The 22,814-nt window shown below is 64.8% G+C and carries 15 protein-coding genes; 11 read left to right on the top strand and 4 right to left on the bottom strand.

What is annotated here, in order from left to right:
• Positions 1–182 precede the first annotated feature (182 nt).
• Entirely contained in the window at positions 183–539 is a 357-nt protein-coding gene (locus EAH73_RS09210) for a DUF952 domain-containing protein (protein WP_140466198.1), read from the bottom strand.
• An 86-nt stretch (positions 540–625) separates the two neighbouring features.
• The gene (locus tag EAH73_RS09215; RefSeq protein WP_140466199.1) at positions 626–1,012 is read right to left on the bottom strand and encodes a hypothetical protein; all 387 of its coding nucleotides are present in this window, start codon (positions 1,010–1,012) and stop codon (positions 626–628) included.
• A gap of 117 nt (positions 1,013–1,129) precedes the next feature.
• Here EAH73_RS09215 and EAH73_RS23035 point away from each other — a divergent pair, with 117 nt between their 5' ends.
• The 11 genes from EAH73_RS23035 to EAH73_RS09265 all read left to right on the top strand — a co-directional run bounded on the left by EAH73_RS23035 (position 1,130) and on the right by EAH73_RS09265 (position 20,490).
• Positions 1,130–2,383: a T9SS type A sorting domain-containing protein gene (locus EAH73_RS23035; RefSeq protein WP_161599493.1), complete on the top strand. Its 1,254-nt coding sequence runs from the start codon at positions 1,130–1,132 to the stop codon at positions 2,381–2,383.
• Between the two features lie 135 nt (positions 2,384–2,518).
• Positions 2,519–4,255: a phospho-sugar mutase gene (locus EAH73_RS09225; RefSeq protein WP_140466200.1), complete on the top strand. Its 1,737-nt coding sequence runs from the start codon at positions 2,519–2,521 to the stop codon at positions 4,253–4,255.
• A gap of 199 nt (positions 4,256–4,454) precedes the next feature.
• A complete protein-coding gene (locus EAH73_RS09230) occupies positions 4,455–4,946 on the top strand; it encodes a hypothetical protein (RefSeq protein ID WP_140466201.1) in 492 nt (163 codons plus the stop codon).
• Positions 4,947–5,546: 600 nt separating this feature from the next.
• Positions 5,547–7,589, top strand: coding sequence for a glycoside hydrolase family 127 protein (locus EAH73_RS09235; RefSeq protein WP_140466202.1), 2,043 nt, complete (start codon positions 5,547–5,549; stop codon positions 7,587–7,589).
• Positions 7,590–7,824: 235 nt separating this feature from the next.
• On the top strand, positions 7,825–10,833 hold the full coding sequence (locus EAH73_RS09240) for a SusC/RagA family TonB-linked outer membrane protein (protein WP_140466203.1): 3,009 nt from the start codon (positions 7,825–7,827) through the stop codon (positions 10,831–10,833).
• An 18-nt stretch (positions 10,834–10,851) separates the two neighbouring features.
• Positions 10,852–12,480, top strand: a complete 1,629-nt coding sequence (locus tag EAH73_RS09245) for a RagB/SusD family nutrient uptake outer membrane protein (RefSeq protein WP_240047193.1) — start codon at positions 10,852–10,854, stop codon at positions 12,478–12,480.
• A gap of 125 nt (positions 12,481–12,605) precedes the next feature.
• Positions 12,606–15,968 carry a VCBS repeat-containing protein gene (locus tag EAH73_RS09250; protein WP_140466204.1) on the top strand — a complete coding sequence of 1,121 codons (3,363 nt, stop codon included), beginning with the start codon at positions 12,606–12,608 and terminating at the stop codon, positions 15,966–15,968.
• 36 nt (positions 15,969–16,004) lie between these two features.
• Positions 16,005–17,750 carry a hypothetical protein gene (locus EAH73_RS09255; RefSeq protein WP_205012986.1) on the top strand — a complete coding sequence of 582 codons (1,746 nt, stop codon included), beginning with the start codon at positions 16,005–16,007 and terminating at the stop codon, positions 17,748–17,750.
• Between the two features lie 27 nt (positions 17,751–17,777).
• Positions 17,778–19,130 (top strand): vanadium-dependent haloperoxidase, encoded by a 1,353-nt coding sequence (locus EAH73_RS09260; RefSeq protein ID WP_140466205.1) that lies wholly within the window; start codon positions 17,778–17,780, stop codon positions 19,128–19,130.
• On the top strand, positions 19,108–19,263 hold the full coding sequence (locus EAH73_RS23040; protein WP_161599494.1) for a hypothetical protein: 156 nt from the start codon (positions 19,108–19,110) through the stop codon (positions 19,261–19,263). The genes EAH73_RS09260 and EAH73_RS23040 overlap by 23 nt, the downstream gene beginning before the upstream one ends.
• 69 nt (positions 19,264–19,332) lie before the next feature.
• A complete protein-coding gene (locus tag EAH73_RS09265) occupies positions 19,333–20,490 on the top strand; it encodes an outer membrane beta-barrel protein (protein WP_161599495.1) in 1,158 nt (385 codons plus the stop codon).
• Positions 20,491–20,494: 4 nt separating this feature from the next.
• Here EAH73_RS09265 and EAH73_RS09270 read toward each other — a convergent pair whose 3' ends face one another.
• Positions 20,495–22,180, bottom strand: a complete 1,686-nt coding sequence (locus EAH73_RS09270; protein ID WP_140466207.1) for an ABC1 kinase family protein — start codon at positions 22,178–22,180, stop codon at positions 20,495–20,497.
• 166 nt (positions 22,181–22,346) lie between these two features.
• On the bottom strand, positions 22,347–22,745 hold the full coding sequence (locus tag EAH73_RS23385) for a phasin family protein (protein WP_193560198.1): 399 nt from the start codon (positions 22,743–22,745) through the stop codon (positions 22,347–22,349).
• Between the last annotated feature and the right edge of the window lie 69 nt (positions 22,746–22,814).

Consider the following 22,814-nt stretch of genomic DNA (forward strand, 5'->3'; position numbering starts at 1 on the left):
TCGGCCTAATACTTACGCCCGGCCCGGGCTAACCATTGCGGTGGCCGCTTGCAACAGTAGCAGCTCCGGGGCCGCCCACCGCGGGGCCTTGCGGGGAAAGTTGCCTTCGCCCAAAAAACAAAAAAGGCCGCGCTGGTAGCGCGGCCTTTTTGGCATTGAATAATAAGCGGTTCGAAGTGGCGCTAAGCGTCGCCGCGCAGCTCCGGCGGCAGCGCAAAGGCACCGTCGGGGCCCGGGGCGAAGGGCCAGGTGCGTGCCACGGCCCCCACCGGAATGGGGGCGAAGGCGTGGGCAAAGTGCTCCTGCCGCTTGGCGGCCCACTCGCGCTCGACGCGCACGCCGGCCGTGGCCAGGGCATCTTCGTCGATTTCGAGTAGCACTAGGGGGCCCCGGCCGGCGTAGTGGCGGCGGGCGGTTTCGAGCACCTGGTGGCGCTCGGAGGTGTGGATGAAGCCCTCGGCCGCCAGGTCGGCGCTGGCGAAGAAGCCGGTGCGCTGGGCCTGCTCCCAGTCGGCGAGGTCGGCGAGGCGATAGATCATTTCCGAAATTATGAGTTAAAAGTTATGAGTTAAGCAAAACCATGGGCCTTTAAAACTCATAACTTTTAACTCATAACTGGTGCCGCTTACGCCTTCCACAGCTCCTGCTGCACCTGCTTGCCCACGGTGAGCATGATGCGCACGGGGTTGGGCACGAGCGTGATGCGGGCTTCCTTGCCGGGGTATTTCTCCGAATCTACCCACACGCCTTCCTTGGGCGAGGGGGCCGAGCGCGGGTCGCTGGGCAGGTAGGCGGTGGGCAGCAGCACGTCGGTGTCCGATTTCAGGTCGCCGTGCACCTTGTCGAGCGCCTCTTCGAGGTAGTCGCCGTACTCGTCGTTAAAATCGTCTTCCAAGTCGTGCAGGGCCTCTTCTACCTCGTCGTAGCGGGCATCGTCGTAGGTGAGGGTGTGCAGCTCGGCCTTCTTTTCGATGAGGGCCACGAGGGCTTTGTTCAGGTCTTCGGTTTTCATAAAAAGCAGTGAGTTGCGGGCCGCTCGCCGCGGCGCGGTACGGCCGCAAAGGTGCTACGAAATCCGTAAATGTGGCCCGCGCCGCCGCGCCGGGGCCCCGGCTGTACTTTTAGCAGCATGAAAACAACCGTGCTGTTTCTGCTGATGGGGGCCCTGGCCTGGGGCCCCGCCGCCCGGGCCCAGACCGGCTGCCCCGACCCCCAGGCCACCAACTACGACCCCGCCGCCCGCCGCAACGACGGCTCGTGCCAGTACGCCCCCACCACCGCGGCCCTGCCCGCCAAGGCCCCGCTCGACGCGGCCGTGCCCGAAACCTCGGGCCTCCAGCTGGCCGCCGGGGCCCTCTGGACCTTCAACGACGGCGGCAACCCGCCGGTGCTGTTCCGGGTCGATTCGGCCACCGGCCGGGCCACCCAGCAAGTGCGCGTCGTCAACTTCCCCAACACCGACTGGGAAGACATTGCCGCCGACGGCCGCTACCTGTACGTGGGCGACTTCGGCAATAACTACGGCGACCGGCGCGACCTGCGCTTGCTGCGCGTGCCGCGGGCCGGCCTGGGCCCCGCGGCCGATACCGTGTCGGCCCAGGCCATCAACTTCTACTACCCCGACCAAACCACGTTCGGCCGAAGCCTTAACAACCACAACTACGACTGCGAGGCCGTGTTTTTCCGCAACGACTCGCTGCACCTCTTCACCAAAGACTGGGCCGACCACCGCACCCGCTACTACACCGTGCCGGCCACGCCCGGCACCCACGCCGCCCACCTCAAGGCCACCTTCGACGTGAATGGCCTCATCACCGCCGCCGACGTCAGCCCCGACGGCACCGCGGCGGCCCTGCTCGGCTACGACGAAACCACCGGGGCCACCTTCGTGTGGCTGCTGTCGGACTTCCCGGGCACGCAGTTTTTGCGGGGCAACAAGCGGCGCATCGCGCTGCCCAGCGCGGCGCTGGTGGGCCAAATCGAAGGCGTGTGCTTTGCGGGCGGCCGGCGGCTGCTGGTGTCCAACGAGCGGGTGACGGTGGGGCCCCTCACCGTGCCGCAGCGGCTGTACGCCCTGAACGTGGGGCCCTGGCTGCCGGCGCCGGCGGTGGTCACGGCGGCGGCCGCGCCGGGGCCCCGGGCGGGCCTGCGCGTGTTTCCGGTGCCCGCCACGCGCACGCTGCGCGTGGAGCGGGCCGGCGCGGGGCCCGGTGCGCTGGCCCTCACGCTGCTCGACCTGCGGGGCCGCGCCGTGGCCACCGGCCAGCTGCCCGCCGGGGCCCCGGCGGGGGCCCTCAGCGTGGCCGGGCTGGCCCCGGGGGCCTACGTGCTGCGGGCCGAGGGGCCGGCGGGCGTGGTTTCGCAAAAAATAGTGGTGCGCTAGCCGCACCGGGCGCGGCAGATTGGCGGCGGCCGGTATCTTCGGGGCCCCATCTTCCGTTTAGCCGGGGGTGGCGGGCGCGCCGGTGGCGGCCCGCGCTTTTCCGTTCTTTATTCCCTCCTATTCTCTCCGATTCGCATGGCCCTTGCCCCCGACATTCAGCAAAAGGTAAACGCCTGGCTCACGCCGGCTTACGACGCCGACACCCAGGCCGCCATCCGCGCCCAGCTCGACGCCGGGCAGGACGAGGCCCTCACCGATGCCTTCTACCGCACCCTCGAGTTTGGCACCGGCGGCCTGCGCGGCGTGATGGGCCCCGGCTCGAACCGCATGAACCGCTACACGCTGGGCATGGCCACCCAGGGCCTGTGCAACTACTTGCTAATGAGCTTCCCCAACCAGGAAGTGAAGGTGGCCATCGCCCACGACTCGCGCAACAACAGCCCCGAGTTTGCGCGCATCGCCGCGGGCATCTTCTCGGCCAACGGCATCACGGTGTATCTCTTCGACAGCCTGCGGCCCACGCCCGAATTGTCGTTTGCCATCCGCCAGCTGGGCTGCCAGAGCGGCTGCGTCATCACGGCCTCGCACAACCCCAAGGAGTACAATGGCTACAAGGTGTACTGGAACGACGGGGCCCAGGTGGTGTCGCCGCACGATAAGAACATCATCGAGGAAGTCAACAAGATTACCGACATCAGCGCGGTGAAATTCACCGCCGTCGATACCCTCATCCACCTCATCGGCCACGACGTGGACGACCAGTACCTCACCGAGGTGCAGAAGCTGAGCGTGGACCCCGCCGCCATCAAGCAGCAGCACGATTTGAAGATTGTGTACACGCCGCTGCACGGCTCGGGCATCACGCTGGTGCCGGGGGCCCTGCAACGCTTCGGCTTTGATAACGTGCACATTGTGCAGGCCCAGGCCACGCCCGACGGCAACTTCCCCACCGTGCAGAGCCCCAACCCAGAGGAAAAATCGGCCATGCAGATGGCCCTGGACCTGGCCAAAGACCTCGACGCCGACATCGTGCTCGCCACTGACCCCGACGCCGACCGCGTGGGCCTGGGCGTGAAAAACGACAAGGGCGAGTGGGTGCTGCTCAACGGCAACCAGACGGCCGCGTTGCTTACCAACTACTTGCTGGGGGCCCGGCACCGTGCCAATAAGCTGGCGCCTAACGACTTCATGGTGTACACCATCGTGACGAGCGACATCCTCGGCGACATTGCCCGCCACTACCAGGTGAAGAGCTACAACACGCTCACCGGCTTCAAGTACATCGCCGGCCTCATCCGCGACCTGGCGGGCCAGGAGAACTACCTCTGCGGCGGCGAGGAGAGCTACGGCTACCTCATCGGTGATTTTGTGCGCGACAAGGACGCGGTATCGGCCTGCGCGCTGGCCGCCGAAATGGCCGCCGTGGCCAAGGGCCAGGGCCGCACCCTCTACGAGGAGCTGGCCCAGATGTACGCCCAGTTCGGCCTTTACCAGGAAGACCTCATCTCGCTGACCAAGAAGGGCCAGCGCGGCGCCGAGGAAATCCAGGAGATGATGGCCGGCCTGCGCCAGAGCCCGCCCGCCACCATCGCCGGCCAGCCGGTGGTGGAAATCCGCGACTACCAGACCGGTCAGATCCGCGACCTGCGCACCGGCCTCACCACCGAAACCGGCATGGAAAGCTCCAACGTGCTCCAGTTCATCCTTGAGGACGGCAGCAAGATTTCGGCCCGCCCCAGCGGTACCGAGCCCAAGATCAAATTTTACTTCAGCGTGCGCCAGCCCCTGAAGTCGGCGGTGGATTTCGAGCTGGCCCAGCGCCTGGCCAAGGAGAAAATCCAGGCCATCATCGACGACATGAAGCTGAAATAACCCGGGGCCCCTGCCCCGCCGCCCGCCGGCAAATTTTCATTTTTGGCCCCAAATCTTTAGTGGTTTGGGGCCATTTTTTGTACCCGCGGCGTACATTTAGCAGCGCTGCATTATTCGCCTATTTTAATTCACTATTGCTTGAACACCTTGTACTTATAGCCTAAACATTTATACAATGACTCGGTATTTTACTTGTTATTTGCACCGGCACGGCGCGGCTTATCAGCGGCGCATCCAGTACCTGGCCGGGCTGGGCACGGGCCTGGTTGCGGCGGCACTCTTGGGGCCCTGGGGCGCGTGGCAGCCACTGCTGGCGGTGGGGGCCCTGGTGCCCTACTGCACCATTCTGCCGCTGCTCGCCAAAACCCGGCAACTGGCCCTGGACCGCCCCCACGGCCAGTTCCGCTACTTCACCACATTTTTTGGCCTCGTGCTGGGCGCGTGGCAGCCGCTGCCCCGCGTAAGTAAGGTCATCGTGAAACCCTTCACGCAGGACGAGCCCGCCACCACCGGGGGCCCCAGCGCCAAGCGCGGCGGCCCGCCCCGGGCCCGCGTGGTGCTGCTCTCGGTGCCCGCCTCGCGCCAGGCCATCATCGCCGGCAAGTTCCGCGCCGACCAGGAGTTCGAGGCCCTCCTCTTCGCCAAAGTCGTGGCCATGTACCTGGGCGTCGAGGGCTTCGTGTTCAGGTAGGGGCCGGCACTTGGCTCAGCGGGTTGGGCGCAAGCACTCATTATAGGCTACGCTGCGAATGCCTGGTTTGCCGCGACGGCTCCGGGCCGATTCACCGCGGGCTGCATTCACTGCTTGGTGGCCTCGCTGATGCGAGGGCTGTTGCCGGACGCGCACGAAACCCCGGAAGCCGAGAGGTCCAGCATGCGCGCAATGTAGGCGATGGACGGCCAGTTGCTGAACGACGGTCAGGAAGCACAAAAAGAAACGAGCGGCCTCGCCGCTGGCAGCATAGCAAAACACGCCCGGGCTACACAAACCCATGTGCAACGAAAAGCTGTGCTCATTAACACCCAGGCAACATTGCCCCCATTTGCTTTCAGGTAATCTGGCCAAATAGAATCCAGACTTGGGGCCGTTGGCTGCTATTACAACCTAAGGCGCAAGGCGAAAAAATTAATCAATCGATTGTGTAAACAAATTAGTCCACATATATTTACATCGACCATAAAGCATACGCCTGCTTTGCGAACGTTCGAGCAATCAACGGCCAAGCTCCGGCAATGATGCCCAAATGATTGCTTACCCCCGCTATCATCAGTTCCAGCATCCATGTTTGCCATGCAAAAACCGCTTCTCACTGCGCTGGCCCTGGGCCTGGTAGCCACGGCTTCCGCCCAGCGCACGGACTATCCCATCCAGGCCGTATCGTTCACCAAGGTCAAGCTGACGGATAATTTCTGGCTGCCGCGCCTGAAAACGAACACCGATGTGACCATTCCGGCCTCGTTTCAGCGCTGCGAGGCTACCAACCGGGTGAAGAACTTCGAGATGGCCGCCGCCCATCAGGGCAAGTTCGCCACCACGTTTCCGTTTGATGATACGGACATTTACAAGACCATCGAGGGGGCCTCGTACTCGATGAGCTTGTACCCCGATGAGAAGCTCGGGGCCTACGTGGACGCGCTGATTGCCAAAGTTGGTGCCGCCCAAGAGCCTGACGGCTACCTCTATACCGCCCGCACCATCGACCCCGCCCACCCCCACCCCTGGGCCGGCCAGGCCCGCTGGGAAAAGGAGCGCGAACTGAGCCACGAGCTCTACAACGCCGGCCACCTCTACGAGGCCGCCGTGGCCCACTACCAGGCCACGGGCAAAAAGACGCTGCTCAACATCGCCCTCAAAAACGCCGACCTGGTCTGCTCGGTGTTCGGGCCCGGCAAGCGCAGCGTGGCCCCGGGCCACGAAATCGTGGAAATGGGCCTCGTGAAGCTCTACCGCGTCACGGGTCAGGCTAAGTACCTCAGCACGGCCAAGTTCTTTCTTGACGCCCGCGGCCAGTACAAAGGCTACGACGCCAAAAGCGCCGACACCTGGAAAAACGGCTCGTACTGGCAGGACGACAAGCCCGTGGTGGACCAGCGCGAGGCCAAGGGCCACGCCGTGCGCGCCGAATACCTGTACTCGGCCATGACCGACGTGGCCGCCCTCACCGGCGACAAGCAAATGCTGGCGGCCGTGGACAGCATCTGGAACAACCTGGTGGCCAAGAAGATGTACGTGCAGGGCGGCACCGGTGCCGCCGGCGACGGCGAGCGGTTTGGGGCCAACTACGAGCTGCCCAACGCCACGGCCTACAACGAAACCTGCGCCTCGGTGGCCGACGTGTACTGGAACCAGCGCATGTTTTTGCTGCACGGCGAGAGCAAGTACGCCGATATCCTGGAGAAGGTGCTCTACAACGGCCTGATTTCGGGCGTGGGCCTGGATGGCAAGTCGTTCTTCTACTCCAACGCCATGCAGATCAAAAACAGCCAGAGCTTTTCCCAGTCCGAGCCAGCCCGGTCCGGTTGGTTCGACTGCTCGTGCTGCCCCACCAACCTGGCCCGCCTGTTCCCATCGCTGCCCGGCTACATCTACGCCCAGAACGATAACGACGTGTACGTGAATTTGTTCGTGAGCGGGCAGGCCAACCTGGTTGTGAACAAGCAGCGGGTTCAGCTCACCCAGCAGAACAACTACCCCTGGGATGGCAACCTGAAATTCACGGTTGCTCCAGCCGCGGCCGCCACCTTCAACCTACTGGTGCGCCTGCCCGGGTGGGCCCGCAACACGGCCGTGCCGTCCAACCTCTACACCTTTGCCGGGGCCCCCACGGCGGCAGCCATCAGCATCAAGGTCAACGGCAAGCCCGTCACGTATGCTGTCAAAAACGGGTACGCGGTGCTCGCCAAGAAATGGCACAAAAACGACGTGGTGGAGGTAGCACTGCCCATGGAAGTGCGGCAAGTAGTGGCCAACGAGCAGGTAGTAGACGACCGCAACAAGGTAGCGCTGCAGCGCGGCCCCGTCATTTACTGCGCTGAGTGGAAGGACAATGGCGGAAAAACCAGCAACCTAGTGGTGCCCCCGGCCACCCAGTTCACGGCCGCTTACAAGCCCGACGTGCTGAACGGCGTGGTGGAACTGACGGCCACTGTGCCCACCATTCAGGTAGACGCCGCCAACAACTCGGTGCGCACCGTGGCCCAACCGATGACCGCCATCCCGTACTACGCGTGGGCCAACCGCGGCAAAGGCGAGATGACCGTGTGGTTTCCGCGCCAGGTGGTTGACATAGACATTCTTAGCCAAACCGCCGCAACGACCACCGCGGGCAAATAGGGCCCCCGCGCCCGGTGGCTGGCCAAGAGCCTCCTACCGGGCGCAGGCAACCCCCAACCCCGCTGCGCCTGCGTCAGCCCAAAGCTCTGGTGCAGGGGCCAGGGCCCCCATAGCCACTTGGTTTTGACTGAGCGCTTGCTACCAACAGATAAAATTTTTTTCCATTCTACACAACCGATTGTGTAAAATGGGCGCGGGCTAAGTACCTGGTTCTTTACTCTTCATCCCTTTCTCAATGAAAACTCCCCTACCCCCTCCCCTCCACCTGTTGCTTGCGGCTTGCTTGTTTGGCCCGGCGCTTCCCACCCCGGGGCTGGCGGGCACTTGCGCCGCCACTGGCCTGCAACAGGCCGCCGACCCCATCAAGGGCCGCGTACTCGATGAGAAAGGCGGGTCGCTACCGGGCGTCAACGTCATTGTGAAGGGGACCAGCACCGGCACCCAGACCGACGCCGAGGGACGCTACACCCTCAAGGCAGCGGCCAATGCCACACTCGTGTTCAGCTTTGTGGGCTCAAAGCCGCAGGAAGTGGCCGTGGGCGGGCGCACCACCGTCGACATTACCCTGCAGCCCGACACCAAGCAGCTGGCCGACGTGGTGGTGGTGGGCTACGGCACCCAGCGCAAGGCCGACCTTACCAGCTCGGTGGCCAGCGTGAAGGAAGAAAGCTTCGTGAAAGGCGCCACCCAGGACGCGGGCCAGCTCATTCAGGGCAAGGTGGCGGGCCTTACCATTGTGACGCCCAGCGGCGACCCCACGGGCACGAGCCAGATTTTGCTGCGCGGCACGGCCACCCTCAACGCCGACACCCAGCCCCTGGTGCTGATTGACGGCATTCCGGGCGACCTGAAAACGGTGGCCCCCGAAGACATTCAAAGTGTTGACGTGCTGAAGGATGGCTCGGCCGCCGCCATCTACGGCACGCGGGGTACCAACGGGGTTATCCTCATCACTACCCGCCGGCCTCAGGGCAACGTTACGCCCACCATCGAGTACAGCGGCTACGCGAGCACCCAGCGCATTGCCCGCCGCCCCGAGGTGCTAACGGCAGACGAATACCGCCAGAAGATCACCGATGGCGTGGGCTTTACCGACCAGGGTAGCAGCACCGACTGGCTGAAAGCCATCAGCCAAAACCCGCTCACCCACGTGCACAACCTCACCTTCCGGGGGGGCAATGCCCAGACCAACTACCTGGTTAGTGGCAACTACCGCGCCCTTGAGGGCATCTTACAGAAGTCGGATAACCGCACCTTCACTGGCCGGGCCGACATCAACCACAACATGTTTGACGGGCGCGTCAAGCTGAACCTAGGAATCCTGAACAGCGACAACAAGTACACCTCCACCTCGGACGGGAACAGCTTCAACGGCTACACCTACCGGCAGGCGCTCATCCGCAACCCCACAGCCCCGATTTATAACGCTAACGGCACCTACGCGCAGGAATTTGGGCTTTTCAACTACGAAAACCCCCTGTCCCGCCTCTACGATTCGGACGGCCTGAACACGTCGCAAAACACCCGCCTGAGCGGCAGCATTGTGTGGGAGCCAATCAACGACTTGCAATTCAAAGCGCTGGGCTCCAACACGCGCTACGACCAGACGCGGGGTTACTCAGAGAACAAGCAGCATCCTTCTGCCCTGCGCGATGGACTAAACGGCTACGCTTCGCGGGGCACTACGGAAGTCATTGATAAGCTACTTGAACTCACGGCCAACTACAACCACAGCATTGGTGAGCACCGCTTCTCGGCACTGGCGGGCTACAGCTACCAGGACGATCTGGCCACGAACTTCTACATGCGGAACTTCGATTTTCCGACCGATGTGTTCACCTACAACAACATCGGTACGGGCAATGCCCTGAAGATCGGCCGGGCCACCGAATACAGCGACAAGACCTCCTACAACCTCATTGGCTTTTTCGGCCGCCTGACCTACAACTACAAGGAGAAATACCTGCTGCTGGCCAGCGTGCGCCGCGAGGCTTCCTCGCGCTTCCTGGGGGCCAACCAGCCCTGGGGTACTTTCCCGGCCGTGTCGCTGGGCTGGCGCATCAACAAGGAGAACTTCCTGGCCAGCGCCGGCTTCCTCGACGACCTGAAGCTGCGCGTGGGCTACGGCGTGACGGGCACCGCGCCCGGCTCCTCGTTTCTGGGCGTGTCGCGCCTGGGCTACGGCGGCTACTTCCTGGCCAACGGCCGCTGGGTGCAGTCGCTGGCCCCCATCAGCAACCCCAACCCCAGCCTGAAGTGGGAGGAAAAGCACGAATTCAACGCGGGCGTGGACTATTCCTTCTTCAAGGGCCGCGTCTACGGTACGGTGGACTACTACATCCGCCGCACGCTGGGCCTGCTCTACGACTACCAAGTGCCCTCGCCGCCCAACCTGTTCCCGACCACCACGGCCAACGTGGGCTCGCTCGAAAATAAGGGCCTGGAAGTGCAGCTGAACGTAGTGCCGGTGCAAACCAAGGACTTCACCTGGACCTCAACCTTCAACTTCTCGACCAATAAGAACACGCTGCTCTCGCTCAACAACGACCTCTACCAGCTCACCAACGACTTCTTCAACACCGGCTACACCGGCGAGCCCATCCAGACCTACACCAGCCGCGTGCAGGTGGGGCAGAAGCTGGGCAACTTCTACGGCTACAAGGTGGTGGACGTGACCAGCGACGGCAAGTGGATTTACATGAACAAGGACGGCCAATCGGTGCCTTACGACCAGTTCACGCACAGCGAGGACGACAAGCAGGTGCTCGGCAACGGCCTGCCCAAGTACTACGGCGGGTGGAATAACAGCTTCCGCTACAAGCGCTTCGACCTGGGCATCACGATGCGCGGAGCCTTCGGCTTCCAGATCCTGAACGTGCAGCGCATGTACTACGAAAACACCGGCGTGACGCAGTACAACCGCCTGCGCTCGGCCTACGACCCCATCTTCGGCAAGGCCGTGCTTAACACCACGATGCCACTGGAATTCAACAGCTACTACGTGGAAAACGGCGACTACTGGAAGGTTGACAACATCACGTTCGGCTACAACTTCCAGCCCAACGTCGTCAAGTACGTGAAGAACTTGCGGGTGTACGTTTCGACGCTGAACACCGCCTCCATCACCAAATACAAGGGCCTGGACCCGGAAGTGAACCGCCTGGGCCTGTCCCCCGGCATCGACGACCGCGACAAGTACCCCACGGTGCGCACTTTTACGGCGGGCCTGAACGTAACTTTCTAACTGTCAGAAATATTATTTATGAAAAAGTATCTCTCCCCCGCCGGGGTAAGCCTGCTGGCCATGGCGGGCCTGGGGCTATTCGGCTCCTGCACCAAGCTCGACGACACCAGCTACAACCAGATTGTGGCCAACCAATTTTCGCCCACTACCGGCGACTTGTCCTCGCTGGTGGGCCCGGCCTACGGCAACTGGCGCACCCTGTTCCTGGAGTTCAACGGCGCGTACCGCATCCAGGAAACCTCCACCGATGAAACCGTGACCCCCGGCCGCCCCAACGGCTGGGTGGACGACGGCTCGTACCGCCGCCTGCACCAGCACACCTGGACGGCCCTCGACCCCACCCCCGGCTACACCTGGGGCGAGGCCTTTGGTGGCATCACCAACTGCAACCGCGTGCTCTACCAAGTGGAGCAGGGCCAGATTCCACTGACCACGGGCAAGGAGCAGCTCATTGCCGAGCTGCGCGTGCTGCGGGCCTCGTACTACTACATGCTGTGCGACCTGTTCGGCAACGTGCCCATTGTGGACAAGTTCGACGTGCCGGCGGGCTTCTTGCCCACCCAGAGCACCCGCGCCCAGGTGTACGCCTTTGTAGTGAAGGAGATAACGGAGTCGCTGCCGCAGTTGGCCACCACCGTGGACGCCTCTACCTACGGCCGCTTCAACAACAAGTGGGCGGCCGAGGCCCTGCTGGCCAAGGTGTACCTCAACGCCGGGGTGTACACCGGGCAGGCCGATTGGGCCAACTGCATCGCCGCCTGCGACGCCGTCATCAACTCCAACAGCTTCCAGCTGGAGCCCGTGCAGGCCAACGTGTTCAAAACAGTGAACGAAGGCTCGAAGGAAATCGTGTTTGCCATTCCCTTCGATGAGGTGTACGCCACGGGCTTCCGCATTCACATGCAGACGCTGCAGCCCCAGAACCAGCAGACCTACAACGGGCAGGCCAGCATGTGGGGCGGGGGCATCTGCGCCATTCCGCAGTTCATCAACTCCTACAACCCTGCCGATGGCCGCCTGAAAACCAACTGGATACAGGGCCAGCAGTACACTTCGGGGGGCACGCCGCTGGTGGGCGTGTTCGGCACCACCGCCGGCCAGCCCCTGGCTTTCACCAATACGCTCTCCAGCGTCATTTTTGGCACCGAGGACGATGGTTTCCGGGTGGGCAAATTTGAAATCAAGCAGGGCGTATTGCAGGATTTGAGCAACGACTTTCCGCTCTTCCGCTACGCCGACATCCTGCTGATGAAGGCGGAGGCCCTGCTGCGCACCGGCCAGGCGGCGCAGGCGGCCACCTTGGTTACCCAGGTGCGCCAGCGCAACTTCACGGCCAGCCCGGCCCAGGCCACCGTGACGGCCGCCGACCTGGCCCTGGGCAGCAGCTACCCCTACGGCCCCGCGGCTAACAACGTGGTGAGCCCCGTGCAGGGCGGGGCCGACATTCCGTTCGGCCGCATGCTGGACGAGCTGGGCTGGGAATTTACCGCCGAGGGCCACCGCCGCCAGGACATGATTCGCTTCGGGGTGTTCACCAAGAAGTCGTGGCTTTCGCACACGCCCAACGGCGACTACCGGACGCTGATGCCCATTCCGCAGAACGTGCTGAACACCAACGCCAACCTCAAGCAGAACCCGGGGTATTAGGCAGCTGCCGGGCCCCAAACGGCCGGGCAAAACAATGCAGACAGGGCGGCTTTAGCGGATTATCTGCCGAAGCCGCCCTGTTATTTTTTCCTTTTCCTCCCATCCGCTCCCCCTTTTCCCGCCCCATGTTGCCCAGTCGTTTTTGCGTAGCACTTGTATTGTGGGGGCTGGCCGGGCTGCTGCTGGCCAGCTGCCAGGCCAAGCAGCCGGCGGCCGCTGGGGCCCCTACCCTATTTAATTTGGTGCCGGCGGCGCAAAGCGGAGTATCGTTTCGCAACGACCTGGTGGAAGACGAGTTTACCAACGTGCTGGTGTACGAGTACACCTACAACGGCGGCGGGGTGGCCCTGGGCGACGTGAACGGCGACGGCCTGGACGACATCTACTTCACGGCCAACAAGGGCAGCAACCGGCTCTACCTCAACAAGGGGCATTTGCGCTTTGAGGACGTGACGGCGGCGGCGGGCGTGGGGCTGGCCGAGGGCTGGAAAACGGGCGTGACCATGGTGGATCTCAACGCCGACGGGAAACTCGATATGTACGTGTGCCGCTCGGGCGACCGGCCGGGCCGCCTGCGCCAGAACCAGCTCTTCGTGAACCAGGGGCCCGACGCGCGGGGCGTGCCGCGCTTCCGGGAGCAGGCCGCCGCGTGCGGGCTGGCCGATTCGGCGTTCAGCACGCAGGCCGTTTTTTTTGACTACGACCACGACCAGGACCTCGACATGCTGCTGCTTAACCACAGCCCGCGCCGGTTTGAGGGCCTGGACGAGTTCTACATCAAGCAAATGATGGCGACGCCCGACGCGCTGACGGGCCTCAAGCTGTACCAGAACGAAGGCAGCGCCGCTGGGGCCCTGCCCCACTACCGGGAGGTGGCCACGGCGGCGGGCCTGCTCAACGCCCGCCTCTCGTTTGGGCTGGGCGCGTCGGTGGCCGACCTCAACAACGACGGCTGGCCGGACATCTACGTGTCGAACGACTACCTGACGCCGGACTATTTGTACATCAACAACAAAGACGGCACCTTCACCGATCGGCTCGGGGAGCAGATCGGGCACACCTCGCTCTCGTCGATGGGCAACGACGCGGCCGACCTCAACAACGACGGGTACGCCGATATTTGCACCCTCGACATGCTGCCCGAGGACAACCGGCGGCAGAAGCTGCTGTTTGCCAGCGACAACTTTGAGCAGTTTCAGGTGCGCGAAAACGCGGGGCTGCACAAGCAGTACATGCGCAACATGCTGCAGCTCAACAACGGCAACGGCACGTTCAGCGAGGTGGGGCAGCTGGCCGGCATCTCGAACACCGACTGGAGCTGGGCGCCGCTGCTGGCCGATTTCGACAACGACGGGTGGAAGGACTTGTTCGTGACCAACGGCTTTTTGCACGACTACACCAACCTGGACTTCCTCAAGTACATGGGCGATTTCCTGCACGACCGCCAGGGCAACGTGCAGCGCAACACCCTGCTGGAGCTGGTGCGCAAAATGCCGTCGTCGAACGTGGTGGGCTACGCGTTTCGCAACACCGGCGGGGCGCAATTTGCCAACGTGAGCGCGGCCTGGGGCATCACCACGCCCGCCAACAGCAACGGGGCCGCCTACGCCGACCTCGACAACGACGGCGACCTGGACCTGGTGGTGAACAACATCAACGCGGCGGCCTTCATTTACCGCAACGACGCCAGCAAGCTGCTGAAAAACAGGGCTCTGGCGGTGCAGCTACAGGGCCTGGGCCAAAACCGGCTGGGCCTGGGCGCGAAGGTGACGCTGTACAGCGGCGGCGGCCTCCAGGCCCAGGAGCAACTAGTAGGCCGCGGCTACGAGTCGAGCGTGTCGCCGGTGCTGCACTTCGGCCTGGGCCAGCGCCCCGTCGATTCGGTGCGGGTGGTGTGGCCCGGCGGCCGGCGGCAGGTGGTGCGGCCGGCGCCGGGCAGCGCGCGGCTCGTGCTGCGCGAGGCCGACGCCCGGGGCCCCGGCCCGGCGGAGGCGCCGTTGCGGCCGGTGTTCACGGCCGTGGCCTCCCCCATCCGGGCGGTGGCGGTGGAGAACGACGTGAACGACTTCAAGCGGCAGCCCCTGCTGGTCAACAGCTTGTCGTACGGGGGCCCCTGCCTGGCGCAGGCCGACGTGAATGGCGACGGCCGCGCCGACGTATTTATGGGCGGGGCGGCGGGCCACGCCAGCCGCGTGTTTGCGCAGGGGCCCAGCGGGCAGTTTGCCGAAGTGCCGGAGCCCGCCCTGCGCGCCGACTCGCTGCAGGAAGCCAGCGCCGCCGCCTTTCTCGACGCCGACGGCGACGGCGACCAGGACCTGTACGTGGGCACGGGCGGCTACGACAACTTCCTGCCCCGCGACCCGCTGCTGCAAGACCAGCTCTACCTCAACGACGGGCGCGGGCACTTCGCCAAAAGCCCCGCCGGCAGCCTGCCGCCCATGCCCACCAGCACCGGCTGCGTGCGCGCCGCCGACGTGAACGGCGACGGCCACCCCGACCTGTTTGTGGGCGGCCGCGTGGTGCCCGGCCGCTACCCCGAGGCCCCCGCCAGCTACCTGCTGCTGGGCGACGGCCGCGGCCACTTCGCCGACCGCACCGCCCAGTGGGCCCCGGCGCTCCGGCAGCTGGGCCTGGTAACCGACGCGGCCTGGGTGGATATGAACGGCGACCAGCGCCCCGACCTCGTGACCGTGGGCGAGTGGCTGCCGGTGCAGGTGTGGGTGAACGAGCACGGCCAGCTCCGCGACCGCACGGCCGCCTACCTGCCCGGCCGGCTGACGGGCTGGTGGAACACGCTGCTCGTGAGCGACCTGAACGGCGACCACAAGCCTGACCTGGTGGTGGGCAACATGGGCCTGAACACCCAGTGCCGGGCCAGCGCCCGGCAACCGGCCGAGCTGTACTACAAGGACTTCGACGACAACGGGGCCGTGGACCCCATCCTGTGCTTGTACGCGCAGGGCAAAAGCTACCCCTTCGTGTCGCGCGACGAGCTGCTGGACCAAATCAGCATGACCCGCGCGCGCTTCCCCAACTACGCGAGCTACGCCAACGCGGGGCTGGCCGACATCTTCAGCAAAGACGAGCTAGCGGGGGCCCAGGTGCTGCGCGCCAACTGCCTGCAAACCACCTGCTTTTTGAGCACGCCCCAAGGTAAGTACCGGCTGGGGGCCCTGCCCGTGGAGGCGCAGTACACGCCCGTGTACGCGCTGGCCGCGCTCGACTACGACCACGACGGCTGCCCCGACCTGGTGCTGGGCGGCAACGTCGGCCACAGCCGCATCCGGTTCGGCACCAGCGACGCCGGCCAGGGGCTGCTGCTGCACGGCGACGGCCGGGGCGGCTTTGCGGCGGTGCCGCCCCGGCAGGCGGGCCTGCGCGTGCCGGGCGACGTCCGCAGCTTTGCCCAGGTGGGCCGCACGCTGGTGGTGGGGCGCAACGGCTTGCCCTTGCAGGCTTACCGCTACAAGCCGGCCAAGGTGCGGTAAACCAAGTTTTTGCTTAATTCAATTCTATCAGCGTTCATGCTAAACCGTTTCAAATCAGCCGGGTTGCTATTGCTGCTGGGCGCCGCCTGGGGGCCCCTGGCCCGGGCGCAGAGCGCGGCGCCGGCCAAGCCCAAGGCTACCAACGGCTTGCTGCCCCTCACCTCCACCGACGGGGTGTACACCCCGCCCAAGGGCGGCGGGGAAATGAAGTTCAGCTTCGACTGGCCCGAGCCGTCGGCCGAGTTTGCGGGCTTCCAGTTCAGCTTCCGGGTGCAAACCTTTGAGAACGCCTACGCCATCGACCCGGCCCGCACCAAGCTGGAGCGTACGGGCGACCGGCTGCGCTACGTCTGCCGGGGCTTCACGTGGGCCGGCGGCCAGGAAAAGGCGGCCGGCGAGCTCACCGCCGAGCTGCAGCGCCAGGCCGACGGCAGCGTGGAGTGGCGCGTATCGGCCCGGATGGACCAGCCCGTGAAGTCCATTACCACGGTGGTGCGGGGCATTCCGCGCGGGCAGCTCTCGCTGGCGGGCGAGAACTTCTTCGACCCCGGCGATGGCGAGCAGACCTTTGAGTACCCGCAGCTGTTTGGCCGGCTGGCCACGCCGCTCGTGGTCATTAAGCAAGCAAACGGCCAGTTCTTCGGCCTTTCGGCCCGGCAGACGGAGGTGCGCCCGGCGCGGTTCTACTTCCAGCCCGGCCCCGATGGCTACCGCACCGAGCTGATTTATGAGCAGGCCGGCTGGGCCAAGAGCGCGCAGGTGCAGAGCTGCCTGTGGCACATCGGGGCGGCCCCTACCTACGAGGCCATTGCGGCCCCGCACTTCGCCCACGTGGCCCAGGCGTATAAGCTGCCCGCCTACGCCACCCGCCCCGACGTGCCGGCTTGGCTGCGCCAAACCAAGCTGGTGGTGGCCCTGCACGGGGCCCACTGGACGGGCTACATCTTCAACGACTACGCCAAGCAGCTGCGCATTCTGCGCTGGGTGGCCACCCAGATTGACCCCCAAAACGTGCTCGTGTTCTTGCCCGGCTGGGACGGCCGCTACTACTGGAACTACCCCCTCTACCAGCCCGACCCGCGCATGGGCGGCGACCAGGGCCTGCGGCAGCTGCTCGACGAGGGCCACAAGCTGGGCTTCCACTTCTCGGCCATGTTCGGCACCAACTCGGCCAATAAAAAGCTGCCCGGCTACCAGCAGTTTGCCGACGCCGCCACGCAGCACGTGGACGGCGACAGCTGGAACCTGAACTGGGTGGATTGGGACAACGACCGCCACGGCGACGGCTGGATGCCGGTGATGAACATTGGCGTGGCCTCGTGGCGCGACTACCTGCGCGACCGCATCGACCAGGTGGTGGGCACGTACCGCTTCGACTCGTACTTCCTCGACATTGCCGGGCTCTGGGAAAACAACCCCCAGGCCGACATGTACGAGGGCACCCGCCGCCTGGTGGCCGACCTGGCCCAGCGCCGGCCGGGCGTGGTGCCCATTGCCGAAATGCAGTACGACGCCCTGCTCGGCGTCATGCCCTGGTCGCAGGTGGCCCGCTACGCCCAGTACCCGGCCGCCTACTACGACTACGCCAACGCCTACAGCCACCTCAGCCGCCCCACGCCGGGCCGGGGCAGCACGGGCGTGCACGAGTACGGCTTCAGCAACTACCGCCCCGTGGCGGTGGGCCAGCGCGTGGTGCCCACCATCACGTTTGCCGACGATACTTTTGAGCGCTACCGCGCCGAGGTGGCCCGCGATATCCAAACGGCCAAGGACCGCCAATAGGCAGTTTACCAGATACAGCTTTTTCCCATGAAATACCTAACGCTGCTACTGCTGCTCGTGCTGGGGGCCCTGGCGCCGGCGTGCCAGCAGCCGGCGGCCACCGCCTACGAGCCCGCCGCCGACCGCATCGGGTGGGTGGTGGACGAGCTGAACGAGCTGATGATGCACGACGTGACCAGCCCGCCGCTGGCCGCCCGTTTTTTTGCCTACGCCCTGCTGGCCGGCCACGAGGCGTTGGCCCCGCACGACCCGGCCTGCCCCGCGCTGGCCGGCCGCTTGCGGCGGCCCCTGGCCCTGGCCCGGCCCGCCGCCACCGGCTACTCGCCCCGGCTGGGGGCCCTGCTGGCCATGCTGCAAACGGCCGGCAAGCTCCAGCCCTCCGGCAAAGCGCTGGAAGCCCGGCAGCAAACCCTGCTGGCCGAGTGCCGCCAGCGCGGGATGCCCGCCGAAATGGTGGCCGCCTCGCAGCAGTACGCGCAGGCCGTGGCCACGGCCGTGCTGGCCTACGCCAAGCAGGACGGCTACTACCGCCTCAGCGACCGGCCGCGCTACACGCCCAGCGCCGGGGCCGGCTACTGGTACCCCACGCCGCCCGCCTTCCTGCCGCCCGTCGAGCCGTATTTTGGCACGCTGCGGCCGTTTGTGCTCGATTCGGCCGCCCCACTGGGGCCCCGGCCGCCGCAGGCGTTTGACCCCCGGCCCGGCTCGGGCTTCTATGGGCTCATGCAGCAGGTGCGCCAAGCCGGCGACAGCCTCACCGGCGAGCAGCGGCAAATTGCCGGCTTCTGGGACTGCAACCCCTTTGCCGTGCGCGACGTGGGCCACCTGCAAGTGGGGCTCAAAAAGATGTCGCCGGGGGCCCACTGGATGAAGATTGCCGGCCTGGCCTGCCGGCAAAGCCAGGTCCCCTTCGGGCGGGCGCTGCACCTGCACACCGTGCTGGCCCTCACCCTCACCGATGCCTTCATCTGCTGCTGGCAGGAAAAGTACCGCAGCAACCGCATCCGGCCCGAAACGGCCATCCGGCGCTACCTGGCCCCGCAGTGGCAGCCCCTGCTCCAGACGCCGCCCTTCCCGGAATACGTAAGCGGGCATTCGGTCATCTCCACGGCCGCCGCCGAGGTGCTGGGCCAGTACTTCGGCCCCGCCTACGCCTACACCGACAACACCGAAAAGGAGTTTGGCCTCCGGCCCCGGCATTTCACCTCCTTCCGCCAGGCCGCCGAGGAGGCCGCCATCTCACGCCTCTACGGCGGCATTCACTTCCTCGACGCCATCGAGCAGGGCCAGGCGCTGGGCCAGGCAGTGGGCGAAACGGCGGTGCGCCGCCTGTGCGTGCCCCGCCCCGGGGCCCCTATTGCGGCGCAGGCAAGCCGGTAGCCCGGGGCGCTGGGGCCCCCAGCACCGGGCCATCATCGCCGGCAAGTTCCGCGCCGAACAGGAGTTCGAGGCGCTCCTCTTCGCCAAAGTCGTGGCCATGTACCTGGGCGTCGAGGGCTTCGTGTTCAGGTAGGGGCCGGCGTATATTTCGCCAAATATTCGGTTAATAATTATCGCTCCTCTTCCACTTATTCCTTTTCACTTGCATCAAGTTTACTCCTCTTCGAAGCGCTTCGGTTTCTTATTAACGACTTGCTTGTTCACGGCCAAAGTAGCCGTCGGGCAGTCAGCCCCCGATTACCTGGTCACTACTCCCGGCGATACACTGCGCGGCCGGGTGCAGCTCATTGGCAAGAACTACCAAAAGCTCAATTTAACCCGCCCGGGCCAGCCAGTGCAGCAATTTAGTGCCGCAGAGGTTTTGGCATACGGCAACGCCGACGGGGTGGCCCGGGTGAGCAGGCTCGTGGGGCCCCAGGGAGCGGCCCAGCTCCTGACGCCAGTAGTGACGGGATACGTTAGCCTATTCAGTGGCCAGAACACCGACGGCGAACTACGCTTCTATCTGCAGCCCGCCGATTCGGCCCACGTGGTAGAAATAGCCCCGGCCACGCCCGAACTTACCTATTTGCGCATCCTACCAGGGTGCTCCTCTTTGGCCTTTGGCTACGGCAAAGTGCAGGTGCAGTACCCGTACAACCGCGGCGGCCTCACCCGTTTGGTCAACACCTACAACGCGTGCGTACGGCCGCAGCAGGCAAGCGTGGCGGTGAAAAACCCGTTTAAGATTCGGCCTTCGTTCGGGTTGAAGATTGGGGCCAACGCCTCGCGCTTTCAATTAGCATCGGCCAGCTACGGCGGCGAGCACCAGCAATTCGTTGGCTATCAAGCAGGGGCCACGCTAAATCTTGCCACCAGAACCCGGTTTTCGGTGCAGCTCGAAGCCGTGTACCTGTCGCTGCGCAGCCGCTACGGGCCCTACGACGTCACCGCGTACAACACCGGCATTCCCTCCAACAGCCTCACCACCAACGTGCAGTATTCGCAAGTGCAGCTACCGCTTTTGCTTCGCTACACGTTCGGCAACGGCCTGTGCCGCCCTTACCTGAACGCGGGCCCTGCCTATGGGCGAAATTTCAGCAACAAATCGACCAACAGTGCCGGAGGCATTGGCAGCACCGTTGAACTGCCGGCCTACAGCCTGGGAGGCGTAGGAGGACTTGGCCTGGTACTGGCTCGTTCTGGGGGCCCCGTGTTGGGCCTTGAGGCTCGTTACGACTACATGGTTGGCAACAAAACCATGCTCTCGAACACACCTATCCAACAGTCGGCCCGGCTCGATCTAAGCGTTACGTTTTAAGCGGCTACGCTTTCCGCTCGCGCCGGGTGCCCAGCAGCAGCAGCACCAGCAGGAAAAAGGCAGTGATGCCCAGGCTCCACCACGTAATTTCGGGCACGCCGCGGTAGTAGCGCATGGTAGGCGCGTAGTGGCCCACCAGCGTGAAGCCCGAAAACACCAGCCCCGCCACGCACAGCAACCCCAGGATGGTGCGGCTCACGAGCTGGTCGGCCTTGCGCAGCAGCGTGGTGTAGCCGCTCAGCTCCACCTTCACGCGCAGCTCGCCCTTGCTGATTTTGCGCACGATCTGGCGCACGTCAGCGGGCAGGGTTTGGAGCAGGGCCAGCAGCTGGGTGCCGGTGTACTCGGCCTCGGTGAGGATGTTTTCGGGCGAGTACTGCTCGCGTACGATGCGGGCCCCGTAAGGCTGCACAAACTCGAAAGTGTTGAAGCTGGGGTGCAGCACCTTGCCGATGCCTTCGAGGATAACCAGGGCCCTCAAGATGAGAAAGATGGCCCCCGGCACCTGCAATTTGTAGTCGTAGATGACGGTTTGGAGGCGGTCGGCGAGGTCGCCCATGCTCATCTCCTTCACGTCGAGCAGGGCGAAGTCCTCGATGAGCAGGCTCAGGTCGCTCTCGAAGGCGCGCATGTCGGGGATTTCCGCCGTCAGGGCCAAGCGGCGGAAGCTGGCGGCCATGCCGCGCGCATCTTGCCGGGCCATGCCGATGAACACGCCCGCAAAGGCGTACTTCTGCTGCTTGGTGAGCTTGCCCACCATGCCGAAATCGATGAGCACCAGGCGGCCGTCGGGCTGCACCAGCACGTTGCCAGGGTGCGGGTCGGCGTGGAACACCCCAAACTCAAAAATCTGGGTCAGGTAGATGTCCATGCCCGTTTCGGCCACCTTGGCCGGGCTGAGGCCCCAGGCTTCGAGCTGCGCCCGGTCCGTGATTTTGCAGCCCGCCACGTACTCAATCACCAGCACCTTGGCCGTGCTCAGCTCGCGGTAGGGCCGCGGAATGTAGAAGTTGGTGTAGTCGGCGTAGAGCTTGCGAAACTGCTCCATGGCGCGGGCTTCGGCGGTGTAGTCCAGCTCCTTGCTCATGCTGCGCTCGAAGGCGTCCACCACGTCCTGGGGGTTGGCCAGGCCCTGGTTGCGCAGGAAGCCGCCCGTCAGGCGCACCAGCTCGTGCAGCAGGGCCAGGTCGCCGCGCACCTTGTCCTGCACGCCGGGGCGCTGGATTTTCACCACCACGTCTTCGCCCGTGCGCAGGCGCGCCCGGTGCACCTGCCCGATGCTGGCCGAGCCAATCGGCACGTCGTCGAAGGCGCTGAACACCTCCTCCAGGGGCCGGCCCAGCTCGTCGGCGATAATTTGGCGGGCCACGGCCACGTCGAAGGGCGGCACGTTGCTTTGCAGCTTCTCAAACTCGTCGATGAGGGCCTCGGGCAGCAGGTCGGCGCGGTTGCTCAGGGCCTGGGCCAGCTTGATGAAGGTGGGCCCCAGCTCCTCAATCACCAGGCGGGCGCGCTCCCAGCGCGTGGTGTCGAACACGGTGCGCTCGGCGCGCTGCCAGCTCACGCGGCGGCCGGCGCCCACCAGCCGGCGCAGGGGCGTGGTCGTCACCACGTCCTCGAAGCCGTACTTGAGCAGCACCTCGCCCACTTCCTTGAGGCGCGTGAGGTTGGAAATTGTGTTCTTGAACATGGACCGCGGATGGAACGGATTTTAACGAACGCAACGGATTTTTGGGGTTCCGCTCGTTTTGGGGGTTGGGCCGGCAAGCTACGGCGGGGGCCCCGGAAGCCAGAAAATCCGCTTGCCGGCGGCAAGCGGATTTTCTGGCTTTTGCAAGCGGCGGCGGGACTCCGGCCTAGGCTTCGGACGAGCCGGGGGCGGCAGTTTTTTTGGCGGCGCGGGGCTTGGCGGCCTTGGGGGCCCCGGCTGCGGCGGCGGCTTTGTGGGCGGCTTTTTTGGCGGCGGCGGCCTTGGGGGCCCCGGCTTTGGGAGCCGCGGCGGCTTTTTTGGCGGGGGCTTTGGGCTTGAGGCCCACCGAATCCTTCATGCGCTCGGCGAGGCCTTTGAACTGCTGCTCCAACTCGGTGCGCTTGGCTTCACTGCTTTTCAGCAGGTCGTCCACGATTTTCTTGCCCTCCTGCTCGCTGATTTTGCTTTCCTTCACCAAGGTGTCGATGGTGCTCTGCACCTTCTTGTTGCCCTGGGCCAGGTAGCCTACCCCGGCATTGATGAACTTCTTGAACAGGTCTTCCATGATGAAAAAGTGGGGTTGAAGTGAGAAAAAGGGGTGGTGCTGGGGGCCCCCGGGCGCACGGCGGCGCGG

The sequence above is a fragment of the Hymenobacter nivis genome (assembly GCF_006439025.1).
Classification (GTDB): domain Bacteria; phylum Bacteroidota; class Bacteroidia; order Cytophagales; family Hymenobacteraceae; genus Hymenobacter; species Hymenobacter nivis_A.

Coding starts and splice junctions, on each gene's coding strand:
- EAH73_RS09210 (WP_140466198.1), bottom strand. CDS start 539: ATGATCTATCGCCTCGCCGACCTCGCCGACTGGGAGCAGGCCCAGCGC.
- EAH73_RS09215 (WP_140466199.1), bottom strand. CDS start 1,012: ATGAAAACCGAAGACCTGAACAAAGCCCTCGTGGCCCTCATCGAAAAG.
- EAH73_RS23035 (WP_161599493.1), top strand. CDS start 1,130: ATGAAAACAACCGTGCTGTTTCTGCTGATGGGGGCCCTGGCCTGGGGC.
- EAH73_RS09225 (WP_140466200.1), top strand. CDS start 2,519: ATGGCCCTTGCCCCCGACATTCAGCAAAAGGTAAACGCCTGGCTCACG.
- EAH73_RS09235 (WP_140466202.1), top strand. CDS start 5,547: ATGCAAAAACCGCTTCTCACTGCGCTGGCCCTGGGCCTGGTAGCCACG.
- EAH73_RS09240 (WP_140466203.1), top strand. CDS start 7,825: ATGAAAACTCCCCTACCCCCTCCCCTCCACCTGTTGCTTGCGGCTTGC.
- EAH73_RS09245 (WP_240047193.1), top strand. CDS start 10,852: ATGAAAAAGTATCTCTCCCCCGCCGGGGTAAGCCTGCTGGCCATGGCG.
- EAH73_RS09250 (WP_140466204.1), top strand. CDS start 12,606: ATGTTGCCCAGTCGTTTTTGCGTAGCACTTGTATTGTGGGGGCTGGCC.
- EAH73_RS09255 (WP_205012986.1), top strand. CDS start 16,005: ATGCTAAACCGTTTCAAATCAGCCGGGTTGCTATTGCTGCTGGGCGCC.
- EAH73_RS09260 (WP_140466205.1), top strand. CDS start 17,778: ATGAAATACCTAACGCTGCTACTGCTGCTCGTGCTGGGGGCCCTGGCG.
- EAH73_RS09270 (WP_140466207.1), bottom strand. CDS start 22,180: ATGTTCAAGAACACAATTTCCAACCTCACGCGCCTCAAGGAAGTGGGC.
- EAH73_RS23385 (WP_193560198.1), bottom strand. CDS start 22,745: ATGGAAGACCTGTTCAAGAAGTTCATCAATGCCGGGGTAGGCTACCTG.